Below are 19671 nucleotides of genomic sequence, written 5' to 3' on the forward strand. Positions count from 1 at the left end.
AAGATGGGGGCTTGCGCCCCCATTTGTGTTTTCAATACTCCCTTGGGAGTGGTATCAGGAGAAATGTGATGCCTAGAGAATTTAGCCGCCCAGATCGGGTAGCCCAACAAATTCAAAAAGAAGTTGCGATGATTTTGCAACGCGAAGTACGAGATTCACGTTTGAGTTTAGTGACAGTATCTGCTGTTGAAGTAACCCGTGACCTTGCCTACGCTAAAGTGTTTGTGACATTTTTAGATGATAGCGAAGAAGCGGTAAAAGCTAGCTTAGAAGCGCTAGAAGAGCACGTGGGTTACGTTCGTCATTTGTTAGCTAAAGCAATGCGCCTGCGCGCTGTACCTGAATTACGCTTTCAATATGATGGCTCACTACGTGAAGGCTTGCGTATGACAGAGCTGGCGACTAAAGCGGTTAAAGAAGACCAACAAAAAGCCGAAGCTTCAGGTCGTAGCTTGGGCAACGGTGAAGAGCAAGAGGGCGAGTAATGGGACAAGGACGCAGAAAAAAGGGTAGAGCTATTGACGGTATCCTTCTGCTGAATAAACCTACTGGCGTTTCTTCAAACGGAATTTTGCAGCGAGTTAAGCGAATTTATTTTGCTCAAAAAGCCGGACATACCGGAGCTCTAGATCCGCTTGCCACTGGTATGCTGCCAATTTGCTTAGGGGAAGCCACTAAGTTTTCACAGTTTTTGTTAGATTCCGATAAACGTTATCAGGTTACTGCTCAACTCGGTGTTCGAACTAATACCTCTGATTCCGATGGGGAAGTGGTTGAACAGCGTGATGTGAATGTTAATCACGCAGAGATTGAAGCTGCACTAGCATCATTTCGTGGTGCGATAAATCAAGTGCCTTCTATGTTTTCTGCGCTAAAACATAACGGTAAACCTTTGTATTCTTATGCTCGAGAAGGCATTACGATTGAACGTGAAGCGCGGCCAATTACTGTTTATGAAAACAACTTCATTTCATTAGATGGCGATATGCTGACCTTAGATGTTCATTGCAGCAAAGGTACTTATATTCGCACTATTATTGATGACTTAGGTGAAATGCTAGGTTGTGGTGCGCATGTAGTTAGGTTACATCGCTCGCAGGTAGCGACTTACCCAAGCGAACGAATGGTGACACCAGAACAGTTAGAGGCGTTATTAGAACAAGCTAACGAGCAAGATATCGCTCCAAAAGAGCTACTTGATCCTTTGCTATTACCAATGGACACTGCCGTTGCGCACTTAGCTGAAGTGAATATTCCTGAAGCATTAGGTGGATATTTAATGCAAGGCCAAGCGATGCAAGTCGCTGGCGCCCCGTTAAATGATGTGTTTAGGTTAACCATTGGTGAGCAGCATCGTTTTGTTGGCATTGGCCAATTAAACGATGATGGCTTAGTGGCACCTAAACGCTTGATTCAAAATAGCGATAGTTAAGCGAGTTGCTTGCAACTGATTGGGGCGCACTATATAATGCGCGTCCTTCTTCGCTGAGTTAGTGATTGGCGGAGAGTAAATTTACATTTTTAGGAGTTAGTATGTCACTAAGTAGCACTGAAAAAGCAGCAATCGTTGCAGAATACGCACGTGAAGCAGGAGACACTGGTTCTTCTGAGGTTCAAATTGCGTTGTTAACTGCACAGATCAACCACTTGCAAGGTCACTTCAAGAAGCACATCCACGATCACCACAGCCGTCGTGGTCTACTACGCATGGTTAGCCAGCGTCGTAAATTGCTTGACTACTTGAAGCGTAAAAACCAAGCGAGCTACGCTGAATTGATCGCTAAATTGGGCCTACGTCGTTAATTTTAACGTCGCCAAGAAAGAATACCGAAAGGGAGCCGAATGGCTCCCTTTTTTGTTGCTTAAATAAAAGTCACAAAGTGGTGTGATAACAGTGGTTTTAGTAAGGATAAAGTTATCTTTTGACAAGCCATTGCTTTATACTTTAGCGCGAATTGAAAAGAGAACATAAATTAAAGGAAATTCACGTGAATCCTATCGTAAAAACGTTTAAATACGGTGAGAATACAGTCACCATTGAAACTGGCGCTATCGCTCGTCAAGCTACAGCTGCTGTAATGGTTACTATGGACGATACAACAGTATTTGTATCGGTAGTGGGTAAAAAAACTGCTACACCTGGCCAAGATTTCTTCCCGTTGACTGTGAACTACCAAGAACGTACTTACGCAGCAGGTAAAATTCCTGGTGGTTTCTTCAAGCGCGAAGGTCGTCCTTCGGAAGAAGAAACCTTAATCGCACGTCTGATTGACCGTCCAATCCGTCCATTGTTCCCAGATGGCTTCGTAAACGAAGTACAAGTGATAGCAACGGTGGTTTCGGTTAATCCACAAGTTCAACCAGACATCGTTGCGCTAATTGGTACTTCTGCGGCGCTAAGCCTTTCAGGTATTCCATTTAATGGCCCAATTGGTGCCGCTCGTGTTGGTTACATCGACGGTAACTACATTCTTAACCCAACCACCGAAGAACTACCAGAAAGCAAGCTAGACCTTGTTGTAGCAGGTACCGAAAGTGCCGTTCTTATGGTTGAGTCAGAAGCTGAATTACTTTCAGAAGAAGTAATGCTTGGCGCGGTTGTTTATGGTCATGAGCAATCAAATGCGGTAATTACTGCCATTAACGAACTGTGTGAAGAAGCGGCTAAACCAGCTTGGGAATGGGAAGCGCCAGAAGTTAACGTTGCACTTAAAGATAAAGTAGCAGCATTAGCAGAAGCTAAGTTAACTGAAGCTTACCAAATTACCGACAAAGCAGAGCGTTACGCTGAAGTTGGCGAAATCAAAAAAGCGGTTGTTGAAGCATTAACTGCTGAAGACGAAACCCTAGACAGCCAAGAAATTGGTGACGAGCTAGGCAAGTTAGAGAAAAACGTAGTTCGTTCACGCATTATTGCTGGTGAGCCACGTATCGATGGTCGCGAACCCGATATGATTCGTGCGCTAGACGTAATGACTGGCGTATTACCACGTACTCACGGTAGCGCTGTATTCACTCGTGGTGAAACTCAGGCTCTTGTAACATGTACACTAGGTACAGAACGCGATGCACAGATGATTGACTCGCTAGCTGGCTTGCAAACATCTCGCTTCATGCTTCACTACAACTTCCCTCCATACTGTGTTGGCGAAACGGGCTTCATCGGTTCACCTAAGCGTCGTGAAATTGGCCATGGTCGTTTGGCTAAGCGTGGTGTTGCAGCGGTAATGCCAAGTGCTGAAGACTTCCCATACACTGTACGTGTAGTATCTGAAATCACTGAATCAAATGGTTCAAGCTCTATGGCTTCTGTTTGTGGTAGCTCACTAGCACTTATGGATGCGGGTGTACCAATTAAAGCTTCTGTTGCGGGTATTGCAATGGGTCTAGTGAAAGAAGGCGACAAGTTCGTTGTTCTTTCTGACATCTTAGGTGATGAAGATCACTTAGGTGACATGGACTTTAAAGTGGCTGGTTCTTCTGAAGGTATCTCTGCATTGCAGATGGATATTAAGATTGAAGGTATCACTAAAGAAATTATGGAAATTGCCCTACGCCAAGCGCAAGGTGCACGTTTACATATTCTAGGTGTTATGGACCAAGCTATCGGTACTTCTCGTGAAGAGATTTCTGAGTTTGCTCCACGTATCCATACGCTTAAGATCAACCCAGAGAAGATCAAAGACGTAATTGGTAAAGGTGGTGCAACTATTCGTGCACTTACTGACGAAACTGGCACTACTATCGAAATCGAAGATGACGGTACAGTGAAAGTTGCAGCAACTGACAACGCGCAAGCTCAAGAAGCGATTAAGCGTATTGAGCAGCTAACTGCTGAAGTTGAAGCGGGTCAATTCTACGAAGGTAAAGTTGTTCGTCTTGCTGACTTCGGTGCATTTGTTGAAATCTTGCCAGGTAAAGATGGCCTAGTACATATTTCGCAAATCTCTCAAGAGCGTGTTGCTAATGTTTCTGACCACCTAACTGTTGGCGACATTGTGAAAGTTAAAGTACTAGAAGTAGACCGCCAAGGCCGTGTACGTCTAAGTATTAAAGAAGCGGCTGCGCCTAGCGAAGCACCTGCAGAAAAGCCTGCTGAATAAACGTTTCAATAAATAGCTAAGCCGGCCTTGTGCCGGCTTTTTTGTTTTTGTTAGAGAGTAGTGGGCTTATTGGGGGCTTTAGTCAGGCAGCTTTCAGGTTTACAATGTGGTGAGAAAAACAGGCAAGGATAAGTACTTGGACAATACCGATATTGACTGGATGAAATATGCACTGCAGTTAGCAGATAAAGCAGAAGCACAAGGAGAGGTGCCAGTTGGAGCAGTGGTTGTTTACCAAGGCGAAGTAGTGGGAGAAGGCTGGAATCAAACGATTACTCTTAACGATGCTACAGCCCATGCTGAGATATTGGCACTGCGAGAAGCAGGCAAGAAAATCGGCAATTACCGGCTATTAGATACCACGCTTTACGTTACTTTAGAGCCCTGCTCGATGTGTGCAGGAGCGATGGTGCACGCACGCGTGAAACGATTGGTTTATGGTGCTAGCGATCTTAAAACAGGCGCTGCGGGAAGTGTGTTTAATATTATTGATTGTGAGCAGTTAAATCACCGAGCTGAGGTAGAAGCTGGAGTATTAGCGGAGCAGTGCAGTGAGAACATTAGTCGTTTTTTTCGCAAGCGTCGTGAACAACACAAGCTGCGAAAAAAACAACAGAGCAGTAGTTTACTCAGCGACGCTGACTAAACCCATTTCAGACAAAACATAAGAACGTTGTCTTAACAAAACCTTACGGTGCTGACGAGCCAATTGAATTCGGCGACGTGGCGAGTGAAGGGTAACGCGTTTCTTTCTAATCATACTATCCTCTCCATTGCGTAGGCAGGACGCTTTACAGTTTTTAATCTCCATTACAGATTAAGCATAAAACATGACAGTAATGTGACAAATCGTCAAGATTATTCTTTAGTTAATGGTGTCAACTTCTGTTTTATTTGGTTCGCTAGCCTCAATGCTGGGATTATTCACTGGATAAGGTGGGCGATTCTTCATTAACTCCTGACGGCGTTGCGATTCTTTTTTCTGCGCATCTAGCCACAAAAGGCTTTGATAATATTGCCTAATGTTGTTTACATAATTGTAGGCTTCTTGTCCACGCGCGTAACCATAGCGGGTTTGTTGATACCACTTTTTACGCATAAGCAGTGGCAGGTTTTCTTTAACATCTACCCAAGCATCTGGATCACCGCCACGCATGCGGGTAATTCGTCTGGCATCTAACATATGGCCAAAGCCAATGTTATAGGAAACAAGGGCAAACCATATTTTGTCGTCTTGGCGAACGCTGTCTGGCACTCGGTCGATCAGCTTTTGTAAGTATTCAGCCCCGCCACGAATGCTTTGTTCTGGATCTAAACGATTAGTGACTCCCACCGATTTAGCTGTTGGTAGGGTCAGCATCATCATGCCGCGCACACCGGTGAAAGATTTAGCATGCGGGCGCCAGTGAGACTCTTGATAAGACACTGCTGCGATAAGGCGCCAGTCTAACTTACCTGCATATTGCTTAAACCACTCTTCGTATTTGGGTAGCCGAGTACTGGTAGAGCGTAAGAAAGCTCGGGTATCGACATAATCGAAACGCTGAATATGGCCAAAATAGCGTTCGTACAACCGAGTAATATCACCATTGCTGTGTTTATCACCAATGAATTCGATCAATGCGCTATATAAACTGTCATCACGCAGGCGGTTTACCATCCAAACAACAGACGTAGATTCGCTTAAGGTAAAAGCTTCCGCTAAATCTGGGTAAAAGCGCTGATGCAAGGCGAGGGTGGTGTCATCCACCAAGGCGAAGCGGATGTCTTCATCAACAATGCTTTTGAGTAGTTCGCTACTGTCTAGGCGGTCTGTGGCTTCAATGGTTAATTCTGGGTTTTCTTTGCGGTAGCTCTTAAGCAAAGGCTGATGATAGCTACCTGTGGTAATCCATAATGGAGAATCCACTTGGCTAATATCACGCGGGCGGCGAGTATTTTTTTTATAGACGACCTTGGCGTCTACTTTATATATCTCAGGAGAGAAGCGAAAATTTTCGCGAAGCGCATTGGTTGGCGATAGCGCTGCGGCTAAGAGATCGACCTGATTGTTATGTAAACCTCGATAAAGCTCTGTTTGGTTATATAAAGGCACCATTTGCAACTCAACGCCTAAGTAGTTAGCAAAGTCCTCTAATAGCTCGTATTCCATGCCCGTGGGTTGTTCATGTTGGTCATAGTAAAACACTTGCTGGCTGTACAAGGTGCCCACGCGCAGTTTTCCACGTTGACGAATTTGCTCTAGCTCTGAGACAAAGGGGTTGGGTTCGCAGCCTTGTAATACAAACAAAGCGAGCAACGCTAGAAGCAGGGTGAAGCGTTGCTTTTTAATCATCAAATCTGGTTTCCACACTATTATTTTTATTCGATTTTAGGGATATACGCTTGGCTGTCTAGCTTTAAGCGTTGTTTTCCTCGTCAAGCTAACGTTTTGTTTACCATTGTCGCAGTTTTTATCTATAATACGCGCAATTTTCCCCCTCCCACCTCCATCTGGAAAAGCGAGCACATAAATATGTTGGTACTACGTGGTGCACCTGCACTATCTGAGTTTCGAATTGCGCAATTGTTAAAACGCTGCGCAGAGCAAGACCTTCCTGTTACAGCTATCTACGCTGAGTTTATGCATTTTGCTGATATCTCAAGTGATTTAACTGATGCTGAACAACAAGTATTAGATAAGTTATTGACCTACGGCCCTACTATTGCCGAGCATCAGCCTACTGGCGAGTTGCTATTAGTAGCTCCCCGTCCAGGTACAATTTCTCCTTGGTCTTCTAAGGCAAGTGATATTGCACATAACTGTGGTTTAGCCAATGTAACGCGTTTAGAACGCGGTATTGCTTACTATGTAGATACCAGTAGCGAACTGAACGAGCAACAAAGCAAACAGCTTAAAAGCCTAATTCACGACCGTATGATGGAAGTGGTATTTGCAGAAACCGAACAAGCTAGCGCATTGTTTGAACACGCAAGCCCTGCACCGTTTGAGTCGGTAGACATTCTATCTGGCGGTAAGCAAGCCTTAGAACAAGCTAACCAAGAATTAGGTTTGGCCTTGGCCGATGACGAAATTGACTACCTAGTAGAAAATTTCGAAAAAATGCAGCGCAACCCTAATGACGTAGAGCTAATGATGTTTGCTCAAGCAAACTCAGAGCACTGCCGCCATAAAATCTTTAATGCTGATTGGACAATTGATGGCGTAAAACAGCCAAAATCATTGTTCAAAATGATTAAAAATACCTATGAGCTAAACAGCGATTACGTGTTGTCGGCGTATAAAGATAACGCAGCGGTAATGACCGGTTCAGTGGCTGGCCGCTTCTTCCCAAATGCTGAAACCAAGCAATACAACTACCATCAAGAAGATATTCATATCTTGATGAAAGTAGAAACACATAACCACCCAACGGCTATTTCTCCATATCCGGGCGCAGCTACTGGCTCTGGTGGCGAAATTCGTGATGAAGGTGCAACCGGTCGTGGTTCTAAACCTAAAGCTGGCATGGTTGGTTTTACCGTTAGTAATCTACGTATTCCAGGTTTTGAGCAAAGTTGGGAAAGTGACTTTGGTAAGCCAAGCCGCATTGTAGATGCTTTAGAAATCATGATTGAAGCACCTTTAGGCGGCGCGGCGTTTAATAACGAATTTGGTCGCCCGAATATTTTGGGTTACTTCCGTACTTACGAAGAGCAAGTAGAAAGCTTTAACGGTAGTGAAGTACGCGGTTACCACAAACCAATCATGTTGGCGGGTGGCCTAGGTAACATTCGTGAAGATCACGTGGAGAAAGGTGAGATTCCGGTTGGTGCTAAAATCATTGTACTTGGTGGCCCAGCCATGAACATTGGTTTAGGTGGTGGTGCTGCCTCTTCAATGGCTTCTGGTCAATCAAGTGAAGATTTAGATTTTGCTTCTGTACAGCGTGAAAATCCAGAAATGGAGCGTCGCTGTCAGGAAGTTATCGACCGTTGTTGGCAGCTAGGTGATGCTAACCCTATTGCGTTCATTCACGATATTGGTGCTGGCGGTTTATCGAACGCTTGTCCTGAACTGGTTGATGACGGCGGCCGTGGTGGTATTTTTGATTTGCGCAGCGTGCCAAATGATGAACCCGGTATGTCGCCACTAGAGATTTGGTGTAACGAATCTCAAGAGCGATACATGTTGGCTGTTGCACCTGAGCATTTGGATGTGTTCGACGCGATTTGTAAGCGCGAACGTGCCTTATATGCGGTTATTGGTGTAGCAACCGAAGAGCGTGATTTGATTCTTCACGACTCTCACTTTAACAACGATCCTATTCGTATGCCGCTAGAAGTACTTTTAGGTAAAGCACCTAAAATGCATCGCGACGTTAAAACTGCAACGTTTAATGGCCCGGCCTTTAATGGCGATAAGCTTGATTTAGCAGAAGCCGCAGAACGTTTGTTACGTTTACCGGCCATTGCAGAGAAAACCTTCCTAATCACTATTGGTGACCGTAGTGTGACCGGTTTAGTGGCGCGTGATCAAATGGTTGGTCCTTGGCAGGTTCCGGTTGCTAACTGTGCGGTAACAGCGGCAAGTTACGATACCTATCATGGTGAAGCCATGTCGGTGGGTGAGCGTACGCCTGCTGCACTGATTGACCATGCCGCTTCGGCACGCTTAGCGGTAGCGGAAGCATTAACTAACATTGCAGCCACTAACATTGGTTCGTTAAACAACATTAAGTTGTCGGCTAACTGGATGTCAGCAGCTGGTCACCCAGGCGAAGACGCAGGTTTATACGCTGCAGTTAAAGCAGTAGGTGAAGAGCTTTGTCCAGCATTGGGTCTTACTATTCCGGTAGGTAAAGACTCGATGTCGATGAAGACTGCTTGGCAAGATGAAGGTCAAGAAAAATCGGTGACTTCGCCACTTTCTTTAATTATTAGTGCTTTTGCTAAAGTTGAAGATATTCGCTTAACGGTTACCCCGCAATTACGAAATGACGCTGGCGATACCGACCTCATTCTTATCGACTTAGGCCAAGGTAAAAACCGTTTGGGCGCCTCTTGTTTAGCGCAGGTTTATAAACAGCTTGGTAATAAAGTACCGGATGTAGATTCACCAGAGCTACTAAAAGGCTTCTTCAACGCGATTCAAGTACTTACTGCTGAGCAAAAACTGCTTGCTTACCATGATCGCAGTGATGGTGGCTTGTTCACAACTATTGCTGAGATGGCTTTTGCTGGACACTGTGGTGTAGACGTAGCGCTAGACTTATTGGCTGGTGATAGCTTAGACGTGCTCTTTAGTGAAGAGCTTGGTGCGGTGATTCAGGTTAAAACTGAAGAAAAAGAAGCCGTACTAAACGTTCTAGCTGGACACGGTTTAGCCTCTTGTAGCCATGTTATTGGCTCACTAAACGATGATGATGCGATTCGCTTCACCCGTAACGGTGAAGTTGTATTGGCGAATACGCGCACTCATTACCGCGGTATTTGGGCTGAAACAACCTACCAAATGCAAGCGCTGCGTGATAACCCAGAATGTGCCAAGCAAGAATTTGATGCCAAATTTGATGCCGCAGATCCTGGCCTAAATATCGGTTTAAGTTTCGACATCAACGAAGATGTGGCCGCGCCTTACATTGTTAAGGGGCTAAAACCTGAAATGGCTATTTTACGTGAGCAGGGTGTTAACTCGCATCACGAAATGGCAGCCGCCTTTGACCGAGCTGGTTTCGCTGCAGTAGATGTGCACATGAGCGATATTTTGGCTGGCCGAGTGAGCCTAGATAAGTTCGCCGGTTTAGTGGCTTGTGGTGGCTTCTCTTACGGTGACGTACTTGGTGCTGGTGAAGGTTGGGCTAAGTCGATTCTGTTCAACAGCCGAGCGCGCGAGCAGTTCAGTGCATTCTTCGAGCGTAACGATTCTTTTGCTCTTGGTGTGTGTAATGGTTGTCAGATGCTATCAAACCTGAGCGAGCTAATCCCTGGTGCCGATTTATGGCCGCGTTTTGTACGCAACGAATCTGAGCGTTTTGAAGCACGTTTTAGTTTGGTAGAAGTGCAGCAATCTCCTTCTATCTTCCTAAATGGTATGGCGGGTTCACAAATGCCTATCGCAGTTTCTCATGGTGAAGGCCGTGTGGAAGTGCGTGACCAAGCGCATCTAGATGCCTTAGCGAGCAGTGGTACTGTGGCGCTACGTTATGTAGATAACTATGGCGAAGCGACAACTCAATATCCAGCTAACCCTAATGGCTCACCGCTAGGTATTACTGGCCTTTCTTCAAAGGATGGTCGAGTAACTATTATGATGCCGCACCCAGAGCGTGTATTCCGCACGGTAGCACACTCTTGGCATCCAGATGACTGGCGCGAAGATAGCCCTTGGATGCGCATGTTCCGTAATGCACGGGTTAATGTTGGTTAAACAGTACTAAATGAAAAAGCCACCTTAGGGTGGCTTTTTTGTTATTGAAAGGCTGTTCGAGTTTACAACGTGAAGCGTTTTACCAGCTCTTCTAGTTGCTCGGCACGCTCGTTAAGATTAAGGCTGCCTGCGCGGTTCTCTTGAGCGAGGCTGGCGGATTGACTCGATTGATCGGCAATTTGCACAATACGCTGAGATATTTCTTGGCCAACGTGGCTTTGCTCTTCGGTTGCGGTGGCAATAAGCGCATTCATATCCATGATGTGCTGAATCGACTCTTTAATCAGCTGTAGCGCATCACTAGCGGCATTGGCGCCACTAACGGCTTCGCTGCTGCGTTCTTGGCTAGTATCCATTGCAGTTACCGCTGCGTCAGAGCCACTTTTTAATCGTTCAATCATTTCATGAATTTCGCCGGTGCTTTGTTGGGTGCGGCTGGCTAATTGGCGTACCTCGTCGGCAACAACCGCAAACCCTCGGCCCTGCTCACCAGCGCGTGCCGCTTCAATGGCTGCGTTCAGCGCTAATAGGTTGGTTTGTTCGGCAATACCTTGAATTACCCCTAAAGCCGAGGAAATATTCTGTACATCGCCTTCTAGTTTGCTAATTACCTCACTGGCTTGAGCAATCTCATCGGCTAGTTGTTGCACGGTGGTGACCGCACTGCCTACCGTTGTCATAGCTTGGCCTGCATTGGTATCAACTTCTTGCGCTGAGTTGGCTGCTTGGTTAGCGTTGTCGGATACGTCATGAGCCGAAGCGGTCATTTCAGTCATCGCCGTGGCCACTTGTTCTGTTTCTTCACGTTGCTCCACAAGCAGTTGGTCAACGCTATTGGCGCGATCAGACATCGACGAGGTTTCTTTGGCGACATCAGAAGAAACTTTACCTACCATGCTAATAATGTCGTGAAGGAGTGAGATAAAGGCATTAAAATTATTGGCTAATTGACCAAACTCATGAACATAGTCGGTTCTGAGGCGGGCACTTAAGTCTGCATCGCCACTGGCAAGCTTTTCGAAGGACTGATTTAAATCTTGCAGTGGGGCCATAATGCTGCGGTTAATAAAGTAACTGATCACCACGGCTAAGCCGAGCAGGGCAATACCGGTAATGAAGATAAATAGCATTGACGACTCGAGGCTAGCTTGGGCTTCGGCTTTCAGTTTTGCAATTACAGCGTCAACATCATCGGTATAAAAGCCTGTGCCAATAAACAAATCCCATTTATCTAGGTAGATGGCGTAACTTAGTTTTGGCAATGCTTCACTACCACCTGGTTTAGGGAAGTAGTAAGTATAGAATTCGCCGGTTTTTGATGCTTTTAGTAAATCACGGATAATGTATTGATTTTGTTTATCTTGCAGTGACCAAAAGTTGTCGCCAATGCCTTTATCGCTAGCGCCAAGTAATTTACGCACCCCGGTCTTATCATAGCCAAATATGTAACCACTCTCGCCATATTTTAATCGTTTAAGCGTTGGCATGGCTTGCTCAAGGCTTCCACCGCTTTCGTAAATATCAGCTATCGAAGAATAAGCCAAATCCAAATAAGCTTTTAGCTCAGCCTTTTTCATCTCCATCATGTTTTCTTGGGTTTCTGAAGATTGAGCCTGGCTAAGTGCTTGCGTTTCGGAGTAGCTTAAGAAAAGCATGCTAGCTGCCAAAATAAGAACCGGCCCTAAGGCCAAAATAAGTAAACGTTGGCGTATAGTTAGAGACATAGTTCGCTCCCTGCGGTTGATAAATTTTAGAGGAATTGTTGAGCTCTTATCGGCAGACTAGCACAAGCAATTAAGCTTTTTTGTGAATTGATTCTGCTACTTAGAATTAGGTATAAAAAAGCCCCTTCTAATTAAGGGGCTTTGCTAAAAGCTCTTTATAAAGTGAAGCGTTTGACTAATTCTTCGAGTTGTTCCGCTCGCTCGTTAAGATTAATACTGCCACTGCGATTCTCTTGTGCTAGGCCGGCCGACTGGCTCGATTGGTCTGCAATATGCACAATGCGCTGAGAGATCTCTTGGCCTACATGGCTTTGCTCTTCAGTGGCAGTAGCAATGAGCGCGTTCATATCCATGATGTGTTGAATGGATTCTTTAATAAGCTGCAGCGCATCACTGGCCGCGTTAGCACCGCTTACGGCTTCACCACTGCGCTCTTGGCTACTATTCATAGCTGACACAGCAGCATCGGAGCCGCTCTTGAGGCGCTCAATCATTCCATGAATTTCACCGGTGCTTTGTTGGGTACGACTGGCTAATTGGCGAACTTCATCGGCTACCACCGCGAAGCCTCGGCCTTGTTCACCAGCTCGGGCCGCTTCAATGGCTGCGTTTAAGGCCAGCAGGTTTGTTTGTTCGGCAATGCCTTGAATCACTCCTAAAGCAGAAGAAATATTTTGCACATCCCCTTCAAGCTTACCTATCACCTCACTCGCTTGGCCTATTTCATCGGCCAGCTGTTGCACGGTAGTTACCGCAGTACCCACGGTGCTCATCGCTTGGCCTGCATTGCTATCCACTTGTTGGGCAGAGTTTGCCGCTTGATTAGCGTTGTCAGAAACATCGTGAGCAGAAGCAGTCATTTCGGTCATTGCTGTTGCCACTTGTTCGGTTTCTTCACGTTGTTCTACCAGTAATTGGTCAACGCTATTGGCACGGTCCGACATTGAAGAGGTTTCTTTGGCTACATCATGAGCAACAGTACCTACCATGCTGATGATTTCGTGGAGTAATTCGATGAAGGCATTAAAGTTAGTCGCTAGTTGACCAAACTCATGCACGTAGTTGGTGTCGAGTCGTGCGCTTAAGTCTGCATCGCCACTGGCGAGCTTTTCAAAGGAATTATTTAAGTCTTGTAGCGGGGCCATAATGCTACGGTTTATAAAGTAACCAATGATGAGTGCGAAGCCGAGTAGAACAGCAGCCGTTAGCCCTAAGAACGTTAGAGATGATTGAAGGCTGCTTTTGGCATGCTCTTCTAAAGTTGTAATTACCGCTTCTACATCATCGGTATAAAAGCCAGTGCCCATCATTAGATCCCAGCGGTCTAAGTAAATGGCGTAACTTAGTTTTGGTAAGGCTTCACTGCCGCCAGGTTTCGGGAAATAGTAAGTGTAAAACTCACCTTTTTTCGCCGCCTTAATCAGGTCTTGAATTAAGTATTGGCCCTGTTTGTCTTGCAGTGACCAAAAATTATCGCCAATGCCTTTATCCAATGTGCCCATAAATACCCGAACGCCCTTATTGGTGTAACCAAACATATATCCAGTTTCGCCGTATTCTAGGCGTTGTAATATGGGTAATGCTTGTTCCAAGGTGCCACCATTTTCATAGATTTCGGCAACCGCAGAGTAGGCTAAGCTCATATAGGCTTTTAGCTCATCCTTTTTCATATTAACCATGTTTTCTCGGGTTTCTTTAGATTGCCCTTGGGTGAGCTTTTGGGTCTCGGAGATGGTCAGGAGCAAAATACTAACGGCCAAAATAAGCACGGGCGCTAGTGATAAAACGAGTAAGCGTTGGCGTATAGTTAGTGACATAGTCTACGTTCCGAATAATTTATTATTAGACTTTTTTTAAGTGTAGACGGCTAAACACATTACAGCTTGAGAAGCGATACGGGCGCTTTAAAATGTGATCAAGCCTTTGTTTTAAATATGTTTGTTGTCAGCTTGGGGAGCAGGATGTTGTTGGTGCCATATTTTGGCTGGAACGATGTTGATTGCTGTTTGATAGCCGGTATCAAACAGCCGAAGCTTCGCTTCCTCATTGAGGTGGAAATCGACCGGCGAGGTATTACCAGTATTTACCACTATGGTTCTATGCCAAAACTTCTCATTAACATACTCTCTTGAAATGGTGGTCATGAACGTTCTAATTAATAATGAAATGTAAGCGGCAAGGGGGAAAATTCCATTAGTTTGCAATGGTTTTATGTCATTGTCGCCACGCAGTCTAAAGCAGATGACAGGGGTGCCATCTTCGGCCCAATCTTGATGAAGAGCATCTTCCGACAAGATACTGCCATCTACCATTAAGTGCTCCTGGTAGGGCTTAAAAGAAAAAATGAGAGGAATAGACATAGAAAAACGTACCGCGCGCGATACTTTTTCGTGAGGGGTGCGTGTAGCATCAAAGACTACCGGTGAGCCAGAGCGTACATCGGTGGCTACAACATGTAACTGCATTGGAAGCTGACTAAAGGTGACGCCATTGAGTAGGTCATCAACCCACTCCTCAAACTTGTCGCCGGAGCAAAGCCCGCCATTTCGTAGCAAGCTTATTAGCGAAAAGCCTTTGAACTGCTCAAAGTCGGTATCTAAGGCAATGGCTTTTATTTGCTCTACATCCATGCCACTGGCAAACAAAGAACTAATAATGCTACCGCCCGATACACCTACAATATGAGAAAAGTGTACATTTAGCTCTTTTAAGCCAGCTAAAATCCCGATATGGGCGGGTAAGCGTGTACCGCCGCCAGCAAAAATGGGAACTAGCGTCCTTGGCTCTTGAGATTGCATTTGTTTATCCATTGTTTGATCATAGCTCAAGTATGTCGCAAATTTGTCAGGCCGCTAGGCTTTGCCAGAATATCTTTCTATTTACCGGCTGTTTTCCGGTTCTGTTTTTGTATTTATAGCTTTGAGAGGACTTAATGTGCGAGTGATTGGTTGGTTTTTCCAAGCTCTGTTAATAAGCACTTCGTTAGTTTTATTAAGTTCTGCGGCTTATGCGCAACTGCCAGCTTGCGCTAACCAAACACTCGATTATCACCCCGCGAATATTCAAAATATCCAAGCCCTGCCAGATGCCAATGACTTTTCGGTTTTAGTATGGAACAGCTATAAAGGGCAAAATCATGGTTGGATAGAACAGCTAGAACAGTTCTCGCAACAAGCCGATTTTATGCTGCTACAAGAAGCAAGTAGAGCGCGCATGTTGGCTTGGTCTAAGGCAGAGGTATGGCATCAATACCAGGCCATTGCCTTTGAGTGGCTTGGTGATGGCTTAGGAGTGATGAACTTGGCCAAATTTGCTAGTGAAGAAAGTTGTTTGGAGCTAAGTACCGAGCCATGGATAAGAGTGCCAAAGTCTGCCTTAATGCAGTTGTACCAATGGAAACAGCAGCAATTGTTGTTAATTAACATGCATAGCATTAATTTCACTTTGAGTGAGGAGGACTATTTAAAGCAGCTTCAGCAGCTTGGGCCTTGGCTAGCAAGTTATCAAGGTGCAGTGATACTGGCAGGTGATTTTAATACATGGAGCAGTGCACGTTTAACTGTGCTTGAGCAGTTTATTACAGCGCATCGACTACGAACGGTGAGGTTTGAACCCGATAATCGAACCCGTTTTTTTGGCAAGGCTTTAGATCATGTGTTTTATCGGGGCTTGCGGGTTCATCAAAGCAAGAGCATTGTGACCGAGAGCTCTGATCACAATGCCTTGTTGGTGCATTTTGGTTTTTCTAAGCGCTAACTTCAGCCACATTAATAAAGAGTTTTAACTTTTGACCTGGCTGTAAATAGTGGTTTTTGTTTAGGTCATTCCATTTCAATAAGTCGGTCACCGACACGTTAAATTTTTGTGCAATGCGAGACAGCGAGTCTCCGTTACGTACTTTATAAGTAACGGTTTGAATGTGGTTTTTATTGGCTTGAGATTTTTGCCAAATCACCAGCTTTTTACCCGGTTTTAAGGTGTCGGTTGGTGCCATGCTATTCCATTTTGCAATATTGCGGTGCGACACCTTATATTTCTGCGCAATGCTCCAAAAACTATCTCCTGACTTGACCGTGTAATTTAGCTTAATGTCGCCACGAGGTTTGTTTTGTTGGCTAGCTAAACGTTGGCTTTGGCTAAGGGTGTAAGCATTTTGATTACGCGAAGATACTGGTACCAACAAATGTTGACCAATGCGAATAGTATTGCTGCTTAGCTGATTAAGCTCTCGGATCTGTTTGCTGGTAGTGTTATAACGTTTGGCGATGACACTAAGGCTGTCACCTGACTTCACTTTATAACGCGCCCATTGCATGCGCTCTTGTTTAGACAAAGAAGCAAGGGCTACTTCAAAATTAGGCACATTTTTCTTTGGTACTAACAAGTAGTGCGGGCCATTAGGTGCGGTAGCCCAACGGTTAAAACCTGGGTTCAGTTTATGTAACTGATCAAGTTTGATATTGGCTAAATCGGCCGCCAGCGCTAAATCGATTTGGCTATAAGTATCAACTTTTTCAAAATGCGCTTGGTTGGCAATTTCAGGGATATTTAGCTGGTACTCATCGCGATGTTGCAACATTTGGCTTAGTGCCAATAGTTTAGGCACATAAGCGCGGGTTTCTCTGGGCAGGTTTAGCGACCAAAAATCAGTAGCTTTACCGGCTTTAGCGTTAGCGCGAATCGCGCGGCGAACGCGACCTTCGCCAGAATTGTAGGCAGCAAGCGCATGTAGCCAATCGCCATCAAAGTACTTATGTAGATACTCGAGGTAATCTAGTGCGGCATGAGTAGAAGCATATACATCGCGGCGTCCGTCGTACCACCAATTTTGCTCAAGGCCAAAGCGTTTACCGGTACCGGGGATAATTTGCCAGATACCTGCTGCACGCCCGTGGGAGTATGCAAAGGGTTGAAAAGCACTTTCTACGATGGGTAAAAGTGCTAGCTCCAAAGGCATTTGGCGTCGTTCTATTTCTTCGACAATAAAAAATAAGTAAGGATCGGCCCTAACTGATACACGGCGCATGTAGTCGGGGTGTTTTAAAAACCAGTTAAGTTGGGCTTGTAGGCGTTTGTTGTTCTCTGGAAGAGGAATGGCCAGTTGGTCCTCAATTCTAACCCAAACGTCGTGATAAACCGGAGCTTGAGGTTCTGGCTCTGCTTCAGGCTGTACTTGAACCTTAGCTTCTTCAACTTTATTAGCTTGTTCTACTTTAGGTTGCTGCTCGCTAGCGTCTACAGTATTAGCATCTACTAATTGTTCAGTAACTTGAGGATTAGTGAGTTGGCAAGCGCCCAATAATAAAGAAAAAAGGCCAACAATGAGCGCTTTCATGATTTATCCATTTGCGTAAAATTCAGTGCTCAATGGTATTGAGCTAAGGCTAGTTTGGCAAGTCAGAAGCGGTCTTTCCATGATCTTAGGCCAGCGAATACTGCTATCTCATTGTTTAATGGTTGTAATTCAGCCAACTCAACTGCTGCCTTAATATTTGCATTGTTGCAGCGTAAAAAGGGATTTATTGCCAATTGCTGATTTAAGCTAGTAGGCAGGCTAGGTAGACCCATTTGGCGCAGTTTACTGACTTGTTGCTGGTAGCTCAGTAGTTCATCATTATCTGGCTCTACACTAAGTGCAAATTGTAAGTTGGCTTGAGTATATTCATGCGCTGCATAAATTAGGGTGTCGCTTGGTAAGTTCTTAATTTTTTCTAAAGACTGGTGCATTTGTTGGGCGCTACCTTCAAATAACCTTCCACAACCCGCCGAAAATAAAGTATCGCCAATAAACAAGTGACCTTTGCTTAGGTATGCAATATGGTCAAGGGTGTGGCCTGGCACTTCAAGCACCGAGAAAGGCTGGTTTAAACCTTCGGGTGTGAAGCTATCTGATTCTTTTACTGCTTGATGTTTAAAGGTGTATTTAGCGTTTTTGGGAGCGTAAACTTTAGCCTGCGGATAACTGGCTAATAGCCTTTCAACACCGCCAATATGATCGGCATGATGATGAGTGATAAGTATGGCGCTTAACTGGCCGCTAATATCTTTAAGTCGCTGTTCTACCGGCGCAGCGTCTCCTGGGTCAACCACAACACAATCGTTTGAATTTGCCTCTTTGATTAACCAGATATAGTTATCATTAAAGGCGGGTATATGGATGATTTGCATTATGATATCTCTGTCGTTAAAGTCGATGACACATTATTGCTTTAACTTCAGTAGATTGGTATGGGGAATTGATGAAGCCGGCGAAAATTCGTGAAGTAATTGCAAGCCCTGACTTCTGGCAAGATCTGCCATTAGGTGATTGGTTGATGGAACAGCAGCAAAGTTTGCTTGACCAACACCTGCCCGTAGCCTTTGGTTATCACATGTTAAAGCTAGGAAATTTGAGCGCTCAGTTAAACTGCCATGCCTCGATGATACGTCATCAATTAAATGTGGCTAAACAAGGGCACTTAATTGGCTTACGTGCTCATCCCGAGCAACTACCTTTTCAAGAAAGCAGTATCGATTTATGCCTGCTAGCCCACAGTTTAGATTTTTCGAAAGATCCCCATCAAATGTTACGTGAGGTCGAGCGAGTACTCACAGCCGATGGTTACCTGATTATCAGTGGTTTTAACCCATTTAGTTTGTTGGGGATGCGTCGTTATTTTCCATTTAGAAAGCGTGGAATGCCTTGGTCATGTCGAATGTTCACGCCAGCGCGGGTTAAAGACTGGCTAAACCTTTTGGGGTTTGAAGTACTAAATGATGAGCGTTTTGCTTACACCTCGTTTGTAAATAGTCGGCCCGCACCACAATGGTTTGAGCGCTGGGGAAAACGCTATTTTCGCGCTACAGCATCAGCGTATTTTATTGTGGCGCGTAAACGCCGAGCACCATTAACTCCGGTTAAAAAAGCCTGGAGGGTGAAACAACGCATTCCGGTTACGTCCTCAATTAGCGGTTAGGTTTGTTGCTCGTAAGCTTCATCGATTAAGTTTGCGTTATTAGTAGCAGCTTCGCGGGCGAGGTCGTCTACTCGTTCGTTTTCAGGATGTCCTGCGTGACCTTTTACCCAATGCCATTCAACTTGATGGCGTTGACAGGCTGCATCTAAGCGCTTCCATAGATCGGCATTTTTCACCTCGGCTTTTGCAGCGGTTTTCCAATCACGCTTTTTCCAGTTGTGGATCCATTGGGTAATACCTTGGCGAACGTATTGACTATCGGTAGTTAATACCACCTTACAGGCTTGGGTTAGGCTTTCTAGGCCAATAATGGCAGCTAGCATTTCCATCCGGTTGTTGGTGGTTAGTCGGTAGCCTTGGCTAAGCTCTTTGCGATGTGCTTGGTAAACTAATAATGCGCCATATCCACCAGGACCTGGGTTACCTAAACATGAGCCATCGGTAAACAAGTGGACTTCTTTTGCCATATTTTTGTTAAA

16 protein-coding genes are annotated in these 19671 nt (G+C 45.1%); 8 read left to right on the top strand and 8 right to left on the bottom strand.

The features are described 5' to 3' along the window. The first annotated feature begins 68 nt into the window (after positions 1 to 68). From rbfA to tadA, 5 genes are all read left to right on the top strand, one after another. Positions 69 to 485, top strand: a complete 417-nt coding sequence (rbfA, locus tag K5L93_RS15745) for a 30S ribosome-binding factor RbfA (protein WP_220720685.1) — start codon at positions 69 to 71, stop codon at positions 483 to 485. Next, complete coding sequence (gene truB, locus K5L93_RS15750) at positions 485 to 1432, top strand: tRNA pseudouridine(55) synthase TruB (protein ID WP_220720686.1); 948 nt, start codon at positions 485 to 487, stop codon at positions 1430 to 1432. The genes rbfA and truB overlap by 1 nt, the downstream gene beginning before the upstream one ends. A gap of 101 nt (positions 1433 to 1533) precedes the next feature. Then, on the top strand, positions 1534 to 1803 hold the full coding sequence (rpsO, locus tag K5L93_RS15755; RefSeq protein WP_220720687.1) for a 30S ribosomal protein S15: 270 nt from the start codon (positions 1534 to 1536) through the stop codon (positions 1801 to 1803). Between the two features lie 185 nt (positions 1804 to 1988). Beyond that, entirely contained in the window at positions 1989 to 4103 is a 2115-nt protein-coding gene (gene pnp / locus K5L93_RS15760; RefSeq protein ID WP_220720688.1) for a polyribonucleotide nucleotidyltransferase, read from the top strand. Positions 4104 to 4239: 136 nt separating this feature from the next. Then, on the top strand, positions 4240 to 4749 hold the full coding sequence (gene tadA, locus K5L93_RS15765; RefSeq protein ID WP_220720689.1) for a tRNA adenosine(34) deaminase TadA: 510 nt from the start codon (positions 4240 to 4242) through the stop codon (positions 4747 to 4749). Here tadA and K5L93_RS20205 read toward each other — a convergent pair. Next, positions 4729 to 4863, bottom strand: a complete 135-nt coding sequence (locus K5L93_RS20205; protein ID WP_281422568.1) for a hypothetical protein — start codon at positions 4861 to 4863, stop codon at positions 4729 to 4731. The two genes, tadA and K5L93_RS20205, sit on opposite strands and share 21 nt — an antisense overlap. Before the next feature lie 105 nt (positions 4864 to 4968). Continuing rightward, positions 4969 to 6438 (bottom strand): membrane-bound lytic murein transglycosylase MltF, encoded by a 1470-nt coding sequence (gene mltF / locus K5L93_RS15770; protein WP_220720690.1) that lies wholly within the window; start codon positions 6436 to 6438, stop codon positions 4969 to 4971. Positions 6439 to 6618: 180 nt separating this feature from the next. Here mltF and purL point away from each other — a divergent pair, with 180 nt between their 5' ends. Beyond that, the gene (gene purL / locus K5L93_RS15775; RefSeq protein WP_220720691.1) at positions 6619 to 10512 is read left to right on the top strand and encodes a phosphoribosylformylglycinamidine synthase; all 3894 of its coding nucleotides are present in this window, start codon (positions 6619 to 6621) and stop codon (positions 10510 to 10512) included. A 62-nt stretch (positions 10513 to 10574) separates the two neighbouring features. Here the strand turns inward: purL and K5L93_RS15780 are convergent, their stop codons facing one another. From K5L93_RS15780 to K5L93_RS15790, 3 genes are all read right to left on the bottom strand, one after another. Further along, positions 10575 to 12236, bottom strand: a complete 1662-nt coding sequence (locus K5L93_RS15780) for a methyl-accepting chemotaxis protein (RefSeq protein WP_220720692.1) — start codon at positions 12234 to 12236, stop codon at positions 10575 to 10577. A gap of 155 nt (positions 12237 to 12391) precedes the next feature. Continuing rightward, on the bottom strand, positions 12392 to 14053 hold the full coding sequence (locus K5L93_RS15785) for a methyl-accepting chemotaxis protein (protein WP_220720693.1): 1662 nt from the start codon (positions 14051 to 14053) through the stop codon (positions 12392 to 12394). Positions 14054 to 14164: 111 nt separating this feature from the next. Then, a complete protein-coding gene (locus K5L93_RS15790; RefSeq protein ID WP_246615068.1) occupies positions 14165 to 15034 on the bottom strand; it encodes a patatin-like phospholipase family protein in 870 nt (289 codons plus the stop codon). Positions 15035 to 15170: 136 nt separating this feature from the next. Between K5L93_RS15790 and K5L93_RS15795 the strand changes: the two genes are divergently transcribed. Beyond that, positions 15171 to 15992, top strand: a complete 822-nt coding sequence (locus tag K5L93_RS15795; RefSeq protein WP_220720695.1) for an endonuclease/exonuclease/phosphatase family protein — start codon at positions 15171 to 15173, stop codon at positions 15990 to 15992. On the opposite strand, the gene K5L93_RS15800 is transcribed toward K5L93_RS15795, so the two are convergent. Continuing rightward, positions 15982 to 17571: a lytic transglycosylase gene (locus K5L93_RS15800; RefSeq protein ID WP_220720696.1), complete on the bottom strand. Its 1590-nt coding sequence runs from the start codon at positions 17569 to 17571 to the stop codon at positions 15982 to 15984. The two genes, K5L93_RS15795 and K5L93_RS15800, sit on opposite strands and share 11 nt — an antisense overlap. A 62-nt stretch (positions 17572 to 17633) precedes the next feature. Further along, entirely contained in the window at positions 17634 to 18404 is a 771-nt protein-coding gene (gene gloB / locus K5L93_RS15805; protein ID WP_220720697.1) for a hydroxyacylglutathione hydrolase, read from the bottom strand. A gap of 71 nt (positions 18405 to 18475) precedes the next feature. Between gloB and K5L93_RS15810 the strand changes: the two genes are divergently transcribed. Beyond that, positions 18476 to 19192 carry a class I SAM-dependent methyltransferase gene (locus tag K5L93_RS15810; RefSeq protein ID WP_220720698.1) on the top strand — a complete coding sequence of 239 codons (717 nt, stop codon included), beginning with the start codon at positions 18476 to 18478 and terminating at the stop codon, positions 19190 to 19192. On the opposite strand, the gene rnhA is transcribed toward K5L93_RS15810, so the two are convergent. After that, on the bottom strand, positions 19189 to 19659 hold the full coding sequence (gene rnhA, locus K5L93_RS15815; RefSeq protein ID WP_220720699.1) for a ribonuclease HI: 471 nt from the start codon (positions 19657 to 19659) through the stop codon (positions 19189 to 19191). The genes K5L93_RS15810 and rnhA overlap by 4 nt on opposite strands. Positions 19660 to 19671: the final 12 nt, after the last annotated feature.

Origin of the sequence: Agarivorans litoreus (assembly GCF_019649015.1) — a bacterium.
Taxonomy (GTDB): Bacteria; Pseudomonadota; Gammaproteobacteria; order Enterobacterales; family Celerinatantimonadaceae; genus Agarivorans; species Agarivorans litoreus.

Excerpts from the sequence above, each read along its gene's own strand:
- rbfA (WP_220720685.1), top strand. The coding sequence starts at position 69 with ATGCCTAGAGAATTTAGCCGCCCAGATCGGGTAGCCCAACAAATTCAA.
- truB (WP_220720686.1), top strand. The coding sequence starts at position 485 with ATGGGACAAGGACGCAGAAAAAAGGGTAGAGCTATTGACGGTATCCTT.
- rpsO (WP_220720687.1), top strand. The coding sequence starts at position 1,534 with ATGTCACTAAGTAGCACTGAAAAAGCAGCAATCGTTGCAGAATACGCA.
- K5L93_RS20205 (WP_281422568.1), bottom strand. The coding sequence starts at position 4,863 with ATGATTAGAAAGAAACGCGTTACCCTTCACTCGCCACGTCGCCGAATT.
- mltF (WP_220720690.1), bottom strand. The coding sequence starts at position 6,438 with ATGATTAAAAAGCAACGCTTCACCCTGCTTCTAGCGTTGCTCGCTTTG.
- purL (WP_220720691.1), top strand. The coding sequence starts at position 6,619 with ATGTTGGTACTACGTGGTGCACCTGCACTATCTGAGTTTCGAATTGCG.
- K5L93_RS15780 (WP_220720692.1), bottom strand. The coding sequence starts at position 12,236 with ATGTCTCTAACTATACGCCAACGTTTACTTATTTTGGCCTTAGGGCCG.
- K5L93_RS15785 (WP_220720693.1), bottom strand. The coding sequence starts at position 14,053 with ATGTCACTAACTATACGCCAACGCTTACTCGTTTTATCACTAGCGCCC.
- K5L93_RS15790 (WP_246615068.1), bottom strand. The coding sequence starts at position 15,034 with ATGCAATCTCAAGAGCCAAGGACGCTAGTTCCCATTTTTGCTGGCGGC.
- K5L93_RS15800 (WP_220720696.1), bottom strand. The coding sequence starts at position 17,571 with ATGAAAGCGCTCATTGTTGGCCTTTTTTCTTTATTATTGGGCGCTTGC.
- gloB (WP_220720697.1), bottom strand. The coding sequence starts at position 18,404 with ATGCAAATCATCCATATACCCGCCTTTAATGATAACTATATCTGGTTA.
- K5L93_RS15810 (WP_220720698.1), top strand. The coding sequence starts at position 18,476 with ATGAAGCCGGCGAAAATTCGTGAAGTAATTGCAAGCCCTGACTTCTGG.
- rnhA (WP_220720699.1), bottom strand. The coding sequence starts at position 19,659 with ATGGCAAAAGAAGTCCACTTGTTTACCGATGGCTCATGTTTAGGTAAC.